This is a genomic window from Micromonospora sp. NPDC048839 (genome assembly GCF_040649915.1).
Taxonomy (GTDB): domain Bacteria; phylum Actinomycetota; class Actinomycetes; order Mycobacteriales; family Micromonosporaceae; genus Micromonospora.
This window is the reverse complement of record NZ_JBEZGL010000010.1, coordinates 145,888-162,536: the sequence shown is the minus strand read 5'-3', so window position 1 is coordinate 162,536 and position 16,649 is coordinate 145,888. Positions and strand designations below refer to the sequence as shown.

Annotated in this window: 15 protein-coding genes; 3 read left to right on the top strand and 12 right to left on the bottom strand. The window is 70.9% G+C overall.

All coding sequences use genetic code 11. From position 1 onward, the window contains the following. The 5 genes from secD to ruvC all read right to left on the bottom strand — a co-directional run bounded on the left by secD (window position 1) and on the right by ruvC (window position 5,136). On the bottom strand, window positions 1-1,929 hold the full coding sequence (gene secD, locus AB0C25_RS20545) for a protein translocase subunit SecD (protein WP_357375360.1): 1,929 nt from the start codon (window positions 1,927-1,929) through the stop codon (window positions 1-3). A gap of 273 nt (window positions 1,930-2,202) precedes the next feature. After that, window positions 2,203-2,541 carry a preprotein translocase subunit YajC gene (gene yajC / locus AB0C25_RS20540; RefSeq protein WP_357375358.1) on the bottom strand — a complete coding sequence of 113 codons (339 nt, stop codon included), beginning with the start codon at window positions 2,539-2,541 and terminating at the stop codon, window positions 2,203-2,205. 137 nt (window positions 2,542-2,678) lie between these two features. Continuing rightward, on the bottom strand, window positions 2,679-3,746 hold the full coding sequence (gene ruvB, locus AB0C25_RS20535) for a Holliday junction branch migration DNA helicase RuvB (RefSeq protein WP_357375356.1): 1,068 nt from the start codon (window positions 3,744-3,746) through the stop codon (window positions 2,679-2,681). A gap of 146 nt (window positions 3,747-3,892) precedes the next feature. After that, the gene (gene ruvA, locus AB0C25_RS20530) at window positions 3,893-4,495 is read right to left on the bottom strand and encodes a Holliday junction branch migration protein RuvA (RefSeq protein WP_357375354.1); all 603 of its coding nucleotides are present in this window, start codon (window positions 4,493-4,495) and stop codon (window positions 3,893-3,895) included. A gap of 113 nt (window positions 4,496-4,608) precedes the next feature. Continuing rightward, window positions 4,609-5,136: a crossover junction endodeoxyribonuclease RuvC gene (gene ruvC / locus AB0C25_RS20525; RefSeq protein WP_357375351.1), complete on the bottom strand. Its 528-nt coding sequence runs from the start codon at window positions 5,134-5,136 to the stop codon at window positions 4,609-4,611. A 745-nt stretch (window positions 5,137-5,881) separates the two neighbouring features. On the opposite strand from ruvC, the gene AB0C25_RS20520 reads away from it, so the two are divergent. Then, a complete protein-coding gene (locus AB0C25_RS20520; protein WP_357375349.1) occupies window positions 5,882-6,664 on the top strand; it encodes a 3-hydroxybutyrate dehydrogenase in 783 nt (260 codons plus the stop codon). A 14-nt stretch (window positions 6,665-6,678) separates the two neighbouring features. Next, window positions 6,679-8,598 carry a helix-turn-helix domain-containing protein gene (locus AB0C25_RS20515; protein ID WP_357375347.1) on the top strand — a complete coding sequence of 640 codons (1,920 nt, stop codon included), beginning with the start codon at window positions 6,679-6,681 and terminating at the stop codon, window positions 8,596-8,598. A 115-nt stretch (window positions 8,599-8,713) separates the two neighbouring features. Here the strand turns inward: AB0C25_RS20515 and AB0C25_RS20510 are convergent, their stop codons facing one another. From AB0C25_RS20510 to AB0C25_RS20500, 3 genes are all read right to left on the bottom strand, one after another. Then, window positions 8,714-9,322: a TetR/AcrR family transcriptional regulator gene (locus tag AB0C25_RS20510; RefSeq protein WP_357375346.1), complete on the bottom strand. Its 609-nt coding sequence runs from the start codon at window positions 9,320-9,322 to the stop codon at window positions 8,714-8,716. Window positions 9,323-9,333: 11 nt separating this feature from the next. Then, window positions 9,334-10,902: an MFS transporter gene (locus tag AB0C25_RS20505; protein WP_357375344.1), complete on the bottom strand. Its 1,569-nt coding sequence runs from the start codon at window positions 10,900-10,902 to the stop codon at window positions 9,334-9,336. 82 nt (window positions 10,903-10,984) lie between these two features. Next, window positions 10,985-11,656, bottom strand: a complete 672-nt coding sequence (locus tag AB0C25_RS20500; RefSeq protein ID WP_357375343.1) for a transcriptional regulator — start codon at window positions 11,654-11,656, stop codon at window positions 10,985-10,987. Window positions 11,657-11,803: 147 nt separating this feature from the next. Here AB0C25_RS20500 and AB0C25_RS20495 point away from each other — a divergent pair, with 147 nt between their 5' ends. Further along, a complete protein-coding gene (locus AB0C25_RS20495) occupies window positions 11,804-12,661 on the top strand; it encodes an SPFH domain-containing protein (RefSeq protein ID WP_357375342.1) in 858 nt (285 codons plus the stop codon). 23 nt (window positions 12,662-12,684) lie between these two features. On the opposite strand, the gene AB0C25_RS20490 is transcribed toward AB0C25_RS20495, so the two are convergent. From AB0C25_RS20490 to AB0C25_RS20475, 4 genes are all read right to left on the bottom strand, one after another. Further along, a complete protein-coding gene (locus AB0C25_RS20490; RefSeq protein ID WP_357375341.1) occupies window positions 12,685-13,959 on the bottom strand; it encodes an FAD-dependent monooxygenase in 1,275 nt (424 codons plus the stop codon). Continuing rightward, window positions 13,952-14,515 carry a TetR/AcrR family transcriptional regulator gene (locus tag AB0C25_RS20485; protein WP_357375340.1) on the bottom strand — a complete coding sequence of 188 codons (564 nt, stop codon included), beginning with the start codon at window positions 14,513-14,515 and terminating at the stop codon, window positions 13,952-13,954. Before AB0C25_RS20485 ends, AB0C25_RS20490 begins: the two co-directional genes overlap by 8 nt. Window positions 14,516-14,759: 244 nt before the next feature. Then, entirely contained in the window at window positions 14,760-16,136 is a 1,377-nt protein-coding gene (locus AB0C25_RS20480; RefSeq protein ID WP_357375338.1) for a permease prefix domain 1-containing protein, read from the bottom strand. Beyond that, entirely contained in the window at window positions 16,133-16,498 is a 366-nt protein-coding gene (locus AB0C25_RS20475; RefSeq protein ID WP_357375336.1) for a PadR family transcriptional regulator, read from the bottom strand. Before AB0C25_RS20475 ends, AB0C25_RS20480 begins: the two co-directional genes overlap by 4 nt. Between the last annotated feature and the right edge of the window lie 151 nt (window positions 16,499-16,649).

Here is a 16,649-nt window from a genome sequence, read left to right as displayed (position 1 = left end):
TCAGGCCTCCTTGGCGCGCGGGTTGCGGGGCTGAGTCGGCTGGTTGCGAGCCGGAAGCGCCCGGCCCAGACCGCTGACCCGCGGGGACAGGAACGCCCGGGTGCGGGCGAACATCGTCATGATCGGGTGCCGGAAGAGGAAGACCACGACCAGGTCCAGCACGGTGGCCAGACCGAGAGCGAAGGCGAAGCCCTTGACCGTGCCGACCGAGACCACGTAGAGCACCACGGCGGAGAGCAGGGTGATCGCGTTGGCCGAGATGATCGTGCGGCGGGCCCGCATCCAGGCGCGCGGCACCGCGCTACGCGGGCTGCGGCCCTCGCGGATCTCGTCTTTCAGTCGTTCGAAGTAGATGACGAACGAGTCCGCCGCCACACCGAGCGAGACGATCATGCCGGCGATGCCGGCGAGGGTGAGCGTGAAGCCGATCTGCCGGCCGAGCACCACGAGCGCGCCGAAGACCAACAGCGCGGAGAGGATCAGGCTCAGGAAGATCACCGAGCCGAGCAGCCGGTAGTAGAAGAACGAGTAGATGATGACCAGCAGCATGCCGATGCCGGCCGCGAGCAGGCCGGCGCGCAGGTGGCTGGCACCCAGCGTGGCGGTGACGTTCTGCGCCTCCTGCTGCTTGAACGTCACCGGAAGCGCGCCGAAGCGCAGCTGGCCGGCGAGCGCGCTGGCGTCCTTCTGGTTGAAGTTGCCGGTGATCTGGGAGTTGCCGGTCAGCACACCCTGGATCTCCGGGGAGGAGACGATCTCGTTGTCCAGCACCACGGCGACCCGGCACTTGCCGTCCTGGCCGAGTGCGGTCGCGTCGCAGGCCTGGCCCTCGTTGTTGAACGACTCCCGGGTGAGGTCGGTCCACTTGCCCTGACCGTCGCCCTTGAAGTCGAGGCTGACCACCCAGGCGTTGGTCTGGTCGAGCACCGCGTCGGCGTCGGACACGTCGGTGCCCAGCACCTTGGCCTGATCGAGCAGGTACTTCGAGGCGCCGTCCTCGCAGGAGACGACCTGCTGCTTCGGGTCGGAGATCGACGCCGGGGGGCGCTCGTCGAGCTGCTTGCAGCCGATGGTCGGCACGTTGAACTGCATCTGCGCCGACAGCACGGCGACCTCTTGCGGCGACAGCGTGCCGAACGGCTTGAGCTTGTCGGCGAGCGACGGGTCGGCGGCCAGGTCGGCCGGGGCCTGCAGACCGTTGGCGGCCTGCCAGGCGGCGGCGCCGACCTTCTGCTCGACGGCCTTGCGCTGCTCCTCGATGCTGGCCGACACCGGCTCCTCGCTGGCACCGGCGCTGGGCGCGGCGGCACTCGCCGACGCCGAGGCGGACGCGGACGGAGTCGGCGTGGCGCTGGGCGCCGGGGCCATTCCACCCTGACCGCCGCTGGGCGACGAGGTTATCTTCGGAGTGCCGCTGCCCGACGGGGTCGGGGTGGCGCCGCCGGACGGCGTCGCGCTGCCGGACGGGTTGGGGACGGCGCTGCCGGACGGGGTGGGCGCGGCCGGCGGCGGCACGGCGGCCGTCCCGCTGCCGTCGGCACCCTTGAGCACCTTGCGGAACCGCAGCTCGGCGGCGTTGCCCACGTTGTCCAGGTTGCGGTTCTCACCGGGCAGGGAGATGACGATGTTCCGGTTGCCCTCGGTGACCACCTCGGCCTCGGCCACGCCGAACGCGTTGACCCGGCTCTCGATGATCTGACGAGCCTCCTCGAGATTCTCCGCCGTCGGCGCCTTGCCGCCGATGCTGTTTCTCGCCTCCAACGTCATCCGGGTGCCGCCGATGAGGTCCAGACCGAGCCGGGGCTCGAGCCGATCCTTCAGGCTGCCGCTGGCACCCGAGAAGAACACCAGAAGATAGAGGACGACGAAGATGAACCCGAGCACGGCGAGCTGCCGCCCGGGGCGCATCTGTCCCTGAGGTGGTGCCACGGCTGTCCTGTCTCCCTGTGCGGTGGCGCCGCTGTGCGCAGCGGCGGCGGTGTCGGGCCGGGGGTCCCGGCTGACGGGCTGACCTGAGCCGACGAGATGCCGACACGCGGCCCGGACACCCGGCGCGGAACGCCGATGGTGATGGGACGTGCCGACGCCCGACGTCGACCCAACTATCCAGTTTTCACGTCTCGTCCGCTGCCCCGTCGGGCGCGGTGTCCCGGAAGCCGGTCGACCGGCCGTACGCCGGACTCGCCGCCCCCGGAGAAGACGTCACTCCTTGATGACGTCGGCGTCCCCACTGACCGGCTCGCTCGGCAGCTCCGCGCGGGTGACCACCCGGGCGATGGCGGCCCGCGCGTAGCGGGTCTGCACGCCCGGAGCGACCTCGATCAGGACGGTGTCGTCCTCGATGCCGGTGACCGTGCCGTAGAGCCCACCGATGGTGACGACCTCGTCGCCCGGGCCTAGCCCGGACTGCATCGACTCAGCCTCGCGGCGGCGCTTCTGCTGGGGTCGGATCATCATGAAGTACATGACACCGAAGAGCAGGACGATCATCAGGATCGGCGTGATGCCGCCACCTGAGGGGCCCGCTGCTATGTAATCCACGGTTACTGACCTTCCCACTGGCCACCGGCCCGGCACTGGCGCCGGAGCGGAGGCGGAATCTCACGTCCTGTACAGACCGCGGCGAAGTCTAAACCCTGCACCTGAGAACACCGAATGCGGCACAGATCACGTTCACATCACGGCTGTTCGGTATCCATCGAGAACAGATCGGGCACAGGTGGACTATCCATGCCAAAGGTACCATTCGGCGGAGTGCGCCCCAGATGCCGCCAGGCGGCCTCCGTGGCCACCCGCCCCCGCGGCGTACGGGCCAACAGACCGGCACGGACCAGAAACGGCTCGCAGACCTCCTCGACCGTGTCCGGCTGCTCCCCCACCGCCACGGCAAGGGTGGACAGACCCACCGGACCGCCCCGGAACGAGTCGACCAACGCGGTCAGCACCGCACGGTCCAACCGGTCCAACCCGAGCGCGTCCACGTCGTACACGATCAGCGCCGCACGGGCGGTGTCGAGATCGACCACGCCGTCGGCCCGCACCTCGGCGTAGTCGCGGACCCGGCGCAGCAACCGGTTGGCGATCCGCGGCGTGCCCCGGGACCGACCGGCGATCTCGGTCGCGCCCTCCGGGGTGATCGGCACCCCCAGGATCCGCGCCGAACGGTGCAGCAGCGTCTCCAGATCCGCCGGAGCGTAGAAGTCGAGGTGGGCGACGAACCCGAACCGGTCCCGCATCGGACCGGTCAACAGACCCGAGCGGGTCGTCGCGCCGACCAGGGTGAACGGCTCGACATCCAGCGGGATCGCCGTCGCCCCCGGCCCCTTACCGACCACCACGTCGACCCGGAAGTCCTCCATCGCGCTGTACAGCAGTTCCTCGGCCGGACGCGCGATGCGGTGGATCTCGTCGATGAAGAGCACATCGCCCTCGGTGAGACTGGTCAGGATCGCCGCCAGGTCCCCGGAACGCTCGATCGCCGGGCCACTTGTCACCCGGATACCCGCGCCCAGCTCGGCGGCGACGATGTTGGCCAGACTCGTCTTACCCAGACCGGGCGGGCCGGAGAGCAGGATGTGATCCGGTGGCGACCCCCGCCGCATCGCGCCCTGCAACAACAGGTCGAGCTGATCACGCACCCGGTCCTGGGCGATGAACTCCGCCAACCGCCTCGGCCGGACCGTGGCCTCCGCGTCCCGGTCGGCGTCACTGACGTACGCCGAGACAAGCCCGTCGGTCTCGCTCACCGTGCCCTCTTCACTCGCGACTGCGGGGCTCGCAACCCCGGCTCGCTCCTCGCGCTCACCCTGCCGCCTTCACTCGCGACTGCGGGGCTCGCAACCCCGGCTCACTTCTCGCGCTCACCCTGCCGCCTTCCGTTGCCGCCGGGCGCTCATCGGGTCCGACCCAGCAGGCGGATGGCCTGCTTGAGCAGGACCGGCACCGGCGGCGTCTCACCCTCGATCGACTCGGCCACCGCGGCCACCGCCTGATCGGCCTGGCCAGCCGTCCAACCCAGCCCGACCAGCGCCTGCCGAACCTGGTCCGGCCAGCTACCGCGGGTCACTCCGGTCACCCCGTCGACGCCGATCGGCACCGGGCCGATCCGGTCGCGCAGCTCCAGCACCAGGCGCTCGGCGCCCTTCTTGCCGATCCCGGGCACCCGGGTCAGGGCGGCCGTGTCAGCGTTGGCGATCGCCTTGCGCACCGCGTCCGGGCTGTGCACGGCAAGCACCGCCTGCGCCAGTCGCGGACCCACCCCGCTGGCGGTCTGGAGCAACTCGAACAGCGACTTGGCGTCGTCGTCGGCGAAGCCGTAGAGGGTCAGCGAATCCTCCCGCACGATCAGGCTGGTGGCGAGCCGGGCAACCTGACCGACCCGCAGCTCCGCGAGGGTGCCGGGGGCGCAGTGCACGGCGAGGCCGACACCGCCAACCTCGATCACGGCCTGGTCCGGACCCGTCGCGGTCACCGTGCCGCGCACGCTGGCGATCATCGTGCTCCTGCTTCCTCTCGCTTGCTCATCACTGAGCGGATGGAGTGACCTTCACCTGACTTGCTCCAGAGCATCGAAGCCGAACCAGGCCGGACGATCCTCCTGCGTCACCACTAGGAGACTCCTCCTCGTCGTGCCCGGTCGGCCGCTGCGGCCAGCTTGGAGCGGGTCCCGCCACGCCACACGTGGCAGATGGCCAGGGCGAGCGCGTCGGCCGCGTCGGCCGGCTTGGGCGGTTCGGCGAGCCGCAACAGCCGGGTGACCATCGCGGTCATCTGCGCCTTGTCCGCCTGACCGGACCCGGTCACCGCCGCCTTCACCTCGCTCGGCGTGTACGTCTGCACCGGCAGTCCGGCGCGCGCCCCGGCCAGCACGGCGATGCCACTGGCCTGCGCGGTGCCCATCACCGTACGCACGTTGTGCTGACTGAACACCCGCTCGACGGCGACGCTCTCCGGCTGGTGCTCGGCGACCAACTTGCCCAGTGACCGGTCCAGGTGCAGCAGGCGCAGCGCCAGGTCGTCGGCCGGGTCGGTGTAGACCACGTAGTAGGCGATCAGAGTGCAGGGACGCCCGGGCACACCCTCGACCACACCCACCCCGCACCGGGTCAGCCCCGGGTCGACCCCCAGCACCCGCACGCCGCCCCCTCCCCAGCCGTCAGCAGTACGTGTGTTCGACACCCTAACCGGCGCCCTTCCCACCAGCCCCACGGGACACGCCCTCCCGCCGCCACGCCCACCCTGGGCGTCCGTCCGCGCGACCCACGTGCCACGCCGCCCGCCCCGCGCCCAGGCGCCACCCCGCCCCGCCCCGCACCGCGCACCGCGCACCGCGCACCGCGCACCGCGCCAAGATCCTTACAACATCCCCGAAGTTGCTGCCTCCGACGCCGCAGAGACAGCAACATCCCTGATATTGCGCGGATCTTGACGACGCGCACCAGGCTCGGCCGGCCGAGAGCGGGGGTTCGGAGCGCCCAGAGGCAAGGTCACGCTCGAACCAGGATGTAGTGGCCACGAAGCACCAGGACGCCACTACATCCTGGTTACTGCGCGATCTTGCGGCGCGAGAGGCGGCGGGACGGCGGCGGAAACGGCCGCGCGCGACAGCGACCGAGGCGGGGACAGCCACGTGCGACAGCGACGGCCACGGGACGGCCGCGACGGCCACGGGACGGCCGCGCACGACGGGAGCGAAGGCGACGACGGTCCCGCGCGACAGAAGCCGCCGACGAAACCCGGGACGGCCGCCCGCGACACGGATGGGAGCGGGAGCGGGCAGCGAGGGCGGGCAGCGAGGGCGGGTGGGCCACACAGCTTTGGTACGGAGTATGTGTCGCTGACCCATGTGCCGGGGAGCACACAGCTCGTAACTTCTTGCGCCATGACGGCAGAACCCGTGGCGGTCCCCCACGTCGTACAGCTCGACCTCGCCGGTCGGACCGCCCTGGTCACCGGGGGCGGCGGCGGCATCGGGCGGGCGTGCGCCCTGCGGCTGGGCGCGGCCGGCGCCACGGTGCTCGTGGTGGATCGCGACCTGGAGGCGGCCAAGGCGGTGGCTGCGGAGGTGGGCGGCCGGGCCGAGGGTGTGGACCTGTCCGACGTCGAGGCGGTGGACCGCCTCGACGTGGACGTGGACATCGTGGTGAACAACGCCGGGCTCCAGCACGTCGCGCCGCTGCAGGACTTTCCCGTCGAGCGCTTCGAGTACATCCAGCGGGTGATGGTGGAGGCGCCGTTCCTGCTGATCCGTCGCGCGCTGCCGCACATGTACGCCCGGGGCTGGGGTCGGATCGTCAACATCTCCTCGGTGCACGGGCTGCGCGCGTCGCCGTACAAGGCGGCCTACGTCTCGGCGAAGCACGCGCTGGAGGGGCTGTCGAAGGTGGTGGCATTGGAGGGCGCCGCGCACGGGGTGACCGCAAACTGCATCAACCCGGCGTACGTGCGCACCGCGCTGGTGGAGAGCCAGATCGCCGACCAGGCGGCCAGCCACGGCATCGACGAGGCCGAGGTGATCGAGAAGATCATGCTGGCCCGGGCCGCGATCAAGCGCCTGATCGAACCGGAGGAGGTCGCCGAACTGTTGGCGTACCTCTGCTCGCCGCCGGCGGCGTTCATCACCGGCGCGTCGATCGCCCTCGACGGGGGCTGGACGGCCAACTAGTGGGGCTGAGCACAATGTCGACCATGTCATCGCCGGTGGAGTTCCTGGAGCTGCTCGCCCGTGAGGCCGCGGCGGTCGAGTTCGAGGGACCGTTGGTGGCCGCGCGGGCCGCGGGGTTGCCGCCGGAGCGGCTGGCCGAGCTGGAGCAGGCCAGGTCGGTGGCGTTGCGGGTCCGCGCGCTGCTGGAGCGTCGCCGTCGCCGGGAGTCCGAGCTGTCCGGCCTGTACGACACGGTCAGCGACCTGGCCGGGCTGCGCGACCTGGACGACGTGCTGCGGGCGATCGTGCACCGGGCCCGCAACCTGCTCGGCGCGGACGTGGCCTACATGACGCTCAACGACGACGAGCGCGGTGACACGTACATGCGGGTGACCGACGGGTCGGTGTCGGCCCGTTTCCAGCGGTTGCGGCTGCCGATGGGTGCCGGCCTGGGTGGTCTGGTGGCCCAGTCCGGCGCACCGTACGTCACCGGCAACTACGGCGAGGACGCGCGCTTCCACCACACCGGGGAGATCGACGCCGGGGTGGGCGAGGAGGGTCTGGTGGCGATCCTCGGGGTGCCGCTGCGGCTCGGTTCCACCTCGATCGGTGTGCTCTACGCGGCCAACCGTTCGGCGCGGCCGTTCGTCCGGGAGGAGGTGGCGCTGCTGGTCTCGCTGGCCGCGCACGCCGCCGTGGCGATCGACACGGCCCGGCTGCTGACCGAGACCCGCTCGGCGTTGGCCGAGTTGTCGGCGGCGAACACCACCATCCGGGCGCACAGCAGCTCGGTGGAGCGGGCCGCGGCGGCACACGACCGGATGACGGCGCTGGTGCTGCGCGGCGGCGGGGTGGAGGACGTGGCGGCGGCGGTGACCGAGGTGCTGGGTGGTGCGCTGCTGGCGTTGGACGCCGAGGGCCGCCTGCTGGCCCGGGTGGGTGAGATCGACGAGCCGGACCGGGCGGACATCGTGGAGGCGGTGGCGGCGTCGCGGACCGAGGGGCGCAGTGTGCGCCGGGGTCCACTCTGGTACGCGGCGGTGGTGGCGGGCGCGGAGAACCTGGGCGCCCTGGTGCTGCGTCCGGACGACGAGTTGGTCGACGCCGACCAGCGGATTCTGGAGCGGGCCGCGTTGGTGACCGCGCTGCTGCTGCTGTTCCGCCGGACGGTCGCGGAGGCGGAGGGGCGGGTGCGTGGCGAGCTGCTGGACGACCTGATCGCCCGTCCGCTGCGGGACACCGACGCGTTGCGCAGTCGGGCTCGCCGGCTCGGCGTGGACCTGGACGCGCCCCACGTGCTGGTGGCGGTGGGCGACGACGCGATCGCGGCGACCGGCTCGGCCCGGCAGCGGGTGCTCTCCTGGGCCACCACGTACGCCTCGGCGCGCGGCGGGCTGGCCGCGGCGCGCGACGGCCGGGTGGTGCTGATGCTGCCGGGGTTGGACGCGGGCGGCAGCGCTCGCGCGGTTGCCCGGGACCTGTCCCGGGTAACTGGCCGTCCGGTGACCGCCGGGGCGAGCGGCCCGTCGAACGGGCCGGCGGCGCTGGCCGGGACCTTCCACGAGGCGGACCGGTGTCTGACGGCGCTCGGCGCGTTGGGCCGGACCGGCCAGGGGGCAAGCACCGCCGAGCTGGGCTTCGTCGGGTTACTGCTGGGCACGGTCGGGGACCGGGGCGAGACGGACGTGGCCCAGTTCCTCCGCACCACGGTCGGACCGGTGGTCGACTACGACGCCCGGCGGGGCACGGCTCTGGTGCGGACGTTGGAGGCGTACTTCGGGGTGGGTGGCAGTCTGGCCCGCGCCGCCGAGCAGCTGCACGTGCACGTGAACACGGTGACCCAGCGGTTGGAGCGGGTCGGGCAGCTGCTCGGCGCGGACTGGCAGCGGCCCGAGCGGGCGTTGGAGGTGCAGCTCGCGCTGCGCCTGCACCGGCTGCGCGCATCGGCCGGCTGACCGACCGACGCCGGCCCACGACCGCCAGTGAGCGAGAGCCGGCAGGCCGCTGATCGACCGACGCCAGCCGGCGACCGCCGGTAGGCAGCCGCCGGCTCGCTGACCAGCGGCCTGCTCAGCGGACCTGAATGCCCTGCAGCACGGCGTCGACGACCCGCTCGGGCAGTGTCTGCTCGTCCAGGTCCGGGTTCCACTGGAGCACCCGCTGGATCAGCATCGGCCCGGTGAGCAGCGCCATGGTCACCTCGAGGTCGATGTCGCCCCGGAGCACTCCCTCGTCGATGCCGCGCCGCAGCACCTCGCGCATCAGCTGCCGGCGGGGCGAGATGATGTTCTGGTAGAGCTGGAACTGATCCGAATCGCGGTTCACGGCGGATGCGAGACAGGGCATGATCTTCGGTGCGCGCGGGTCGACGTTCTTGCCGATCGCGCCGACCAGCAGCACCAGGTCGTCGCGGACCGAGTGCCCGGCCGGCTGCGCCAGGACGCCCTTGAGGCGACGTAGCGCGTCCAGCAGCAGGGCGTCCTTGCCCGCCCAGCGGCGGTAGATGGTGGCCTTGCCGACTCCGGCGCGAGCGGCGATCGCCTCGATCGAGAGCGCCTCGATGGTGCTGCCCTCGGCGAGCAGGTCGAGGGTGGCCTCGATGATCGCCTCGTCGGCACGGATGCTCCGCGGTCGCCCGGGCGACCGCGGAGCATCAGCGGTGGACGTCATGTCCGACATTCTTCCCGCACCTACGCCGTACCGGCCAACTCGGGCTCGGCAACCGGAGCCGCCGGGGCGACGCTGGTGTCCTCCCGACCCGGCATCCAGCGCAGCACCACGATGATCCCGAGCGCGGCGATCACCGCGGAGAGCCCGGCCGCCCAGTGCATGGCGGTGACGAAGGCGTCGTTGGCCGCCGAGATCAGCGTCGGCCCCGCCGGGCCGAGCTGGCCCGCCGCCGCGTACGCGCCGGAGATCGACTCGTTGGCCGCGTCGCGGGCCTGCGTGGGCAGACCGGTCAGCGCGTCACCGATGTCGCTGCGGTAGACCGCGGAGAGGACCGAGCCGAGGACGGCCACGCCGAGCGCGCCGGCCACCTGGCGGATGGTGTTGCTGACCGCGGAGCCCACGCCGGCCTTCTCCCGGGGCAGCGCCGACATGATCGACTCCGTGGCGGGCGGCATGATGTTGGCCATTCCCGCGCCCTGGATGAGGAAGACGAGCAGCACGATCCAGATCGGGGTGGAGGCGCCGATGAAGACGAAGGCGGCGAGGGACACCACGGTCAGCGCCAGCCCGACGGTGGCGACGGCCTTACCGCCGTAGCGGCGGACCATCGCGGCGCTGCGCGGCGCGAAGATCAGCTGGGCGCCGGCGAAGGGCAGGAAGAGCAGACCGGTCTGCAACGGGCTGTAGTCGCGTACGAGTTGCAGGTAGAACGAGCCGAAGAACATCGAGCCCATCGCGGCGAAGAACACCAGGCCGACGATGGCGACCGGCGCGGCGAAGCGGGGCACCCTGAACAGCCGGACGTCCAGCGACGGGTGGTCGCTGCGCCGCTCGTGCTGGACGAACCAGGCGAGCACCGCGACGCCGATCAGGATCGAACCCCAGGCGATCGGGCGGTCGAAGCCGTGCTCACCGCCGTCGATGATGCCGTAGGAGAGGGCGACCAGGCCGACCACGGAGAGCAGCACGCCGAGCACGTCGATCCGGCCCGGTCGCGGGTCACGCGACTCGGGGACCAGCAGGCCCACCAGCACCACGCCGGCGATGACCACCGGCACGTTGATCAGGAAGACCGAACCCCACCAGAAGTGCTCCAGCAGCGCGCCGCCGAGGATCGGGCCGATGGCCACGGCGAGGCCGACGGCGCCGGCCCAGACACCGATGGCCCGGCCACGCTCGCGCGGGTCGAAGACGTTGGAGATGATCGAGAGCGTCACCGGCATGATGGCCGCGCCGCCGACCCCCATCAGGGCGCGGGCCGCGATGAGCTGGCCGGGACTCTGGGCGTACGCGGAGAGCAGCGACGCCAGGCCGAACAGCACCAGACCGATCATCAGGAAGCGCTTGCGGCCGGCGCGGTCGCCGAGCACCCCGAAGGTGAACAGCAGCCCGGCGAAGACGAGCGTGTAGGAGTTGATGGACCACTCCAGCTCGCCCTGGCTGGCACCGAGGCCGTGCACCGGGTCGGCCAGGGTGCGCAGGGCGACGTTCAGGATCGTGTTGTCGAGGACGACCACGAGGAGGCTGATCACCAGCACCCCCAGGATCGCCCACCTCCTCGGGTGGCCGGTGTTGTTGTGCAGCTCCATGCCTGGTTTTCCCCCCACGCTTGTCCCGCGCCGCAATACGATACGGGTCAGACTCGTAACGCGGGTCAGCCTACGGCGCGCATTAACGATACGGTACCGATCCGTATCGTATGTGGTGGGCATCACGCCGGGTAGCGACGGCCAGGCAGGCGGCGACGGCGGTCGGCAGCGAGTCGAGATGCGCCGCCGGCGCGGTGAGCGGCTCGATCCAACCCGGTCCCGCGCCGTACACCCGCAGGCGTGGGAAGTCCCGGGCAAAGCGCACCAGACGGTACGCGCGGCCGGTGACCGGCGTCTGCGACCAGAGCACGACCGTGTGCGGGCGGGCCCGGTACACCGCGCTGGTCAGCGCCGACCAGGGCAGCGCGGGACCCAGGTGCAGACACCCGCGCCCCTGCTCGCGCAGCGCGGCGGCGAGCGCGTGCAGACCCAGGCAGTGCGCCTCCTTCTCGGCGCCGGCCAGCAGCACCCCGCCGGTGGGCAGTGACCGGCCCGGCTCCCGGCGGTACACGTCCAACCCGACCCGGACGCCCTCGGAGAGGGCGTGTTCGACGGCGACCTCGGCGGCGGTACGTCCCCGCAGCCGGGCCAGCATCGGACGACAGACCTGCTCCCAGAGCGCCGGCACGCCCCAGTCCTCGGCCACCTCCAGCACCAGCGTGGCGACGGCGTTGCCGTCCAGGTCCTCGGCAGCCAGCGAGACCTGCTTGTACGCGATCTCCACGGTCCCCGCCGGCATCGGCTCGGTCAGCACCAGACGTACCCCCGGATAGACATTCCCTACCCGGGGGTTCGCTGAAACGGCGCGCCGTGGATGCGCCGGCGCGGGAATCACCGGCGGCGACCTTGACCGGACCTCCTAGGTTGATGATCTACTCAGCCCCGCGGAAGGTCCCCACCCATGCCTGTCGGCTTCACCACGGCGATCGTCTTCGCCGCCGCCCTGGCGGTCAGCGCCGTCCTGGCCCTCGTCACCCGCGCGCGGCCGCTGAAGCGGGTGGCCGCTCTCGCGGCCCTCGGCTTCCTGGCCCTCACCCTGCTGGTCGGGATCACCTCCAGCGCCCACTCGGTGCCCATCCGCTCGGTCGGCATCGTCACCAGCTTCGGCAAGCCCACCGGCGAGGTGACCGGTTCCGGCCTGAAGTGGGTGGCGCCCTGGCAGAAGGTCGGCGAGTGGGACGCCGGCCGGCAGAAGTACGACCACATCGGCGGCAACAACTGCGTACGGGTCCGCACCGGCACGCTCGCCGACGCCTGCGTCGAGGTCCTCATCGAGTGGCAGGTCAAGCCGGAGAACGCGCCGAAGCAGTTCATGGACTACAAGGGCGACTTCGGCAGCTTCCGCAACCAGCGGGTGGGAGTGCAGTTGGACAGCGCGGTCAACGACGCCTTCGCCGCGTACAACCCCCTCGAGAAGATCGACGCCCAGACCGGCGACCTCAACGTCGACCTGAAGCCGTTCGCGGCGAACATCAAGACCAGCGCGGAGACCCGGCTCACCACCGACGTGGACATCCTCTCGGTGACGATCACCCGGGTGAACCACGACGACAAGACCGAGGGCAACATCAAGGCGTTCCAGGACAAGCTGGCCCAGACCCGCAACCTGGAGCAGGACCGCAAGAACGCCGAGATCTCCAAGCAGATCACCGAGACCAACGCGAAGGTCGACAAGGTGACCCGTTGCCTGGAGATCGCCGAGAAGAACGGCGCCAACCCGGGTCTGTGCATCAACCCGGGCATCGTCACCGGCAAGTGACCGACGCCGAGCGGATCGGCTCGTCAGCGCGCGGCGGCCCGCTCCCAGGGGCGGGGAGCGCTGACCTTGGCCCAGCTCGCGCCGAAGGTCATCCGGCGCAGCGGTGGCACGATGTCGCAGAGGCTGAACCAGCGACGGGTCAGGCCCACGTTCAGCGGGTTGCTCATCATGCCCTGGTGGAGGGTCCGCAGGGCCAGGTCGACGGCTTGGAATCCGTACTCGCGCATCTCGGTCTCGTACTCGCCGATCGCGTCCAGCAGCGGCAGGCGGCCGGTGCCGGCCAGGGACAACTGGCGGGTGAGCAGGGCGGAGTCGCGCAGTGCGGTGTTGGCGCCGTTACCGCCGGCCGGCGGCATGCCGTGCACGGCGTCGCCGAGCACGGTGACCCGCGACGGCGCCCAGGGCACCGGGCGGTCGGACGCCTGGAACGGAAACGCGCTCACGTCCTCTGGTGGACACTCGTCGATCAGTCGGCGGAGCGCGGGGTGCCAGTCCGTGATCAGCCCGGCGACGTAGGTCTTCAACTGCGCGCCGTCGAGGCGCTCCGGACGCGAGGGGAACAGTTCATTGCGGCCGACGAACGCGCAGAGCAGATAGTCGTCCCCGACCGGCTGCTGGCGTTCGAACACGGAGGTGAACAGGAAGTACGGCGCACCGGTCAGGACGAGGTTCATGCCGTCCGCCAGCCGGGCGGGTAACCAGGCTCGGGTGTCGTCGTTCAGCGGCAACTTGAGCCCGACGCCCACCGCGCCGGTGTCGCGCTGGGTGGCGGTCGGCAGGTACTGCGCGCGCACCCGGGAGTTGATCCCGTCGGCGCCGACCAGGACGTCGCAGCTGACGGACGTTCCGTCGGCGAAGTGCGCGGTGGGCCGACCGTCGGCGGCGATCTCGTAGCGTTCGAATGTCCTGTCGTAGTGGACGGCGTCGTCGAGTCCGTCGAGGAGGACGCCGCGCAGTGTCTGTCGGTCGACCGGGTAGGCCCGTTCCGCCGGGTCGGGATCGTCGGGATGCATGAGCGCGTCCTCGACGAGGACCAGCGTGCGCAGGTCCGTGCCCAGGAAGCCGAAGCCGCCGCCGGGGCGGCCCGCGGTGTCCGTGAACGCCTGCCACTGTCGGTCGGGCAGGCAGGCACGCAGCGACCGGCTGCCCGCCGGGTTGATCGCGAGCCGGTAGCGGTCCACTCGGTCGTCGCGGCGCCGGTCACGCTCGTACACGGCGGCGTCGAGGCCGTGTTTGCGCAGACCCTGGGCGAGCGCGAGGCCGCCGATGCCACCGCCGACGATGAGGACGTCAATCATGGGTGAGTCCTTCCGGTGCGAAGAGGTCGCACAGTTGGTTGACAACCGACTCGGCCTTGTCGGGACGCAGCCGGATGCCCTTGACGGTGGCGATCACCAGCTCGACGCTGGCGGCGACGTTGAGGTTCACCGACCAGACGTGGTGCGCGATGCCTTCGGTGAAGATCGCCGCGAGGGCGTCGCGCCACCCCTGTTCGTCGCGCTCGATATCGACCTCGGTGGACGCGTCACGTCGAGCGCGAAGATCAAGCTCGTCGAGTACGACGAACAACTCGGGCCGTTGTGCGACGGCGGTGGCGATCTCGCTGAGGTGTTGCCGCAACCGGGCGGCGGGTTCCAGGTCGGTGTGCATTGTGGCCTCAAATTGGCTGGTCACGTGCTCGAGCACCGCGGCGATCAGATCGGCCTTGGTCCGGAAGTAGTGGTGCAGGGTGGAGTGGTCGATGCCTGCCGCGGCAGCGATCGGTCGCAGCCGGAACCCCTCGAAGCCGCTCTCGGCGATCGCCGAGAAGGCCGCGTGCACCAGGGCCTGCCGGCGGTCGAGCTGTTCAGTCATCCGCACCCATCCTCAACCAAGCGGTTGGTTGATAGTTCAGCATCTGTGTGGCCACCTGTCAACCACATGGTTGATGGGCATCTCGCGGCCTGAAGCGCTGGGCGCGGCCGGCGGTAACCGTCGGTCACCTCCCTGGCGGCGGATACGGTAGCGAGCGGTATACCTCAGAGTCATGAATATGACCCTGAGGTATACCGCTCGACAGCTCATCCACCTGGCGGGCAGCCGAAGCGGATGGCCAGCTCTAGGCGTAGCTGAACAGCGGGGGAAAGACGAGGACCACGATCCAGGCCCACGCCGCGTACACCGGCAGGTAGCCGGTCTGCCACCGTTCGAGCGTGGTGAACGGCGTGCGCCGGCGGATGAAGGTCAGCAGGAGCCACGCCGACCACGCCAGGTTGACCAGCAGGATCACGTTCTCGCCGAGCGCTGCCGCCCGGTTGGGCGTGCTGCCGTACTCGTCGGTGATGCGCCCGGTGATCTCCAACAGCACCAGCACGTCGATGGCCAACGCACTGACCACGAGCGCGAGTTGAAGTTTGTCGAACGCTCCGGCCGGGGCCAGCGGATCACGGGCCGAGAGTGAGTAGAGCAGCAGCCCCAGCACCACGACCAGCAGAAGGTCGAACAGGATCAGCGCCTCGCGCTCGACGTCGATGCCGTGACTGGTCCAGACCACCGCGACGAGGAAGGCGAGCAGGGCGGCCGTGAAGAGCGGCGTGAACAGTCGGGTGAGGACCGGCGCGATGTTCTCCACGACACCCTGTTTGGCCTCGACCAGCCACCCGGCCACCACGACCGCGGCCGCGGCGCCGCAGGGCAGGAGCCACTGCGAGATGAACGCCGCCGGGACGATGCCGATGGCCGCGAAGGTGTTGAACAGGAACGCGGCGAGCACCCCGCCGCCGAGGGCCATCAGCACGAAGTAGATGAACCACTCGCCGGTGAAGCGGATGAAGTCCATGCGTCGACGGGACGAGCGCCAGTCGTCGGCGACGTAGGCCAGACCGACCACGAGCCAGAGAGCGATGGGCAGGTGGACGCCGGTGACGACCACGGACTGCGAGTCGTCCGCCAGGGGGTAGGCGTTGGCCGCCGCGACGCCGAGCGCGAACAGCGCCACCAGCACCGCGAGCACCGCCGGTCGGGCCTGCCGGCGCCAGGCCAGGAACGCCGCCAGCCAGGGCAGCGCGAACAGGGTGGCGTTGCGCGCGTAGAACGAGCCGTCGTCGTCGAGGCTCAGCCCGAACAGCGCGGGCGCCTTGACGGACACCACCGCACCCGCCCCGCAGCCGAGCATGACCCACAGGTCCCGGCGGGAGCGCGTGCCGGCGACCGGACCGCCGGAGTCGCCGGCCAGCACCAACTGCTTCCACAGACGTTCCGAATGTTCCCGGGCGAACTCGCGGGAGAGATCGTCGAGGCTGCCCATCCGTTTCACCGCGACCAGGAACGCCTCGTCCGGGCTCAGGCCGGCGGCAACGAGCTCGTCGACGGAGCCCCGAAGGTGGTCTTCCAGCTCGTCCGCGTCCACCGCCTGCAGCTCCCTGCGGCGCAGCACGTACCGGCGCCACTGCGCGAACTGCTCTTCCAGCTCCTCCGGCCCACCGTGCGTCGTCATGCGAGGCCCTCCAGCGGGTACGCCGTCAGTGGCGCGCGGTCGTGCCAGATCTCCCTGAGCGCGCCCACGACGGTGTCCCACTGCCGGCGCTGCTCGGCCAGCTCGGCCAGGCCCCGGTCGGTGATGCGGTAGTACTTGCGCCTGCGCTCACCGGCGACCGCCTGCCAGCTCGACTCCAGATAGGCGAGCCGTTCGAGCCGGTGCAGCAACGGGTAGAGCAGCCCCTCGGTCCAGTCCAGCTCTCCCCCGGACAGCTCGTTGATCCGCCGGAGGATGGCGTATCCGTAGCTCTCGCCCTCGGCCAGGATGCCGAGCACCATCGGTGTCGCCGAGGCGGCGACCAGATCCTTGGCGACTTTCATGAAGCCTCCCACCCCTAACCCTAGCAGTACGATGCATCGTACTGCTAGGTATTGCTCCACTCGCAAGGGGCGGCGACCGAATCGCCGTTCCGGGCAGCTGTGGTGCCCCGAACCGGCACGGTCCGGGTTAGCCTTGGCGCATATGGCTACC

Coding starts and splice junctions, on each gene's coding strand:
- AB0C25_RS20515 (WP_357375347.1), top strand. CDS start 6,679: ATGTCGACCATGTCATCGCCGGTGGAGTTCCTGGAGCTGCTCGCCCGT.
- ruvA (WP_357375354.1), bottom strand. CDS start 4,495: ATGATCGCCAGCGTGCGCGGCACGGTGACCGCGACGGGTCCGGACCAG.
- AB0C25_RS20495 (WP_357375342.1), top strand. CDS start 11,804: ATGCCTGTCGGCTTCACCACGGCGATCGTCTTCGCCGCCGCCCTGGCG.
- AB0C25_RS20485 (WP_357375340.1), bottom strand. CDS start 14,515: ATGACTGAACAGCTCGACCGCCGGCAGGCCCTGGTGCACGCGGCCTTC.
- AB0C25_RS20480 (WP_357375338.1), bottom strand. CDS start 16,136: ATGACGACGCACGGTGGGCCGGAGGAGCTGGAAGAGCAGTTCGCGCAG.
- AB0C25_RS20520 (WP_357375349.1), top strand. CDS start 5,882: ATGACGGCAGAACCCGTGGCGGTCCCCCACGTCGTACAGCTCGACCTC.
- AB0C25_RS20505 (WP_357375344.1), bottom strand. CDS start 10,902: ATGGAGCTGCACAACAACACCGGCCACCCGAGGAGGTGGGCGATCCTG.
- AB0C25_RS20510 (WP_357375346.1), bottom strand. CDS start 9,322: ATGTCGGACATGACGTCCACCGCTGATGCTCCGCGGTCGCCCGGGCGA.
- AB0C25_RS20475 (WP_357375336.1), bottom strand. CDS start 16,498: ATGAAAGTCGCCAAGGATCTGGTCGCCGCCTCGGCGACACCGATGGTG.
- AB0C25_RS20490 (WP_357375341.1), bottom strand. CDS start 13,959: ATGATTGACGTCCTCATCGTCGGCGGTGGCATCGGCGGCCTCGCGCTC.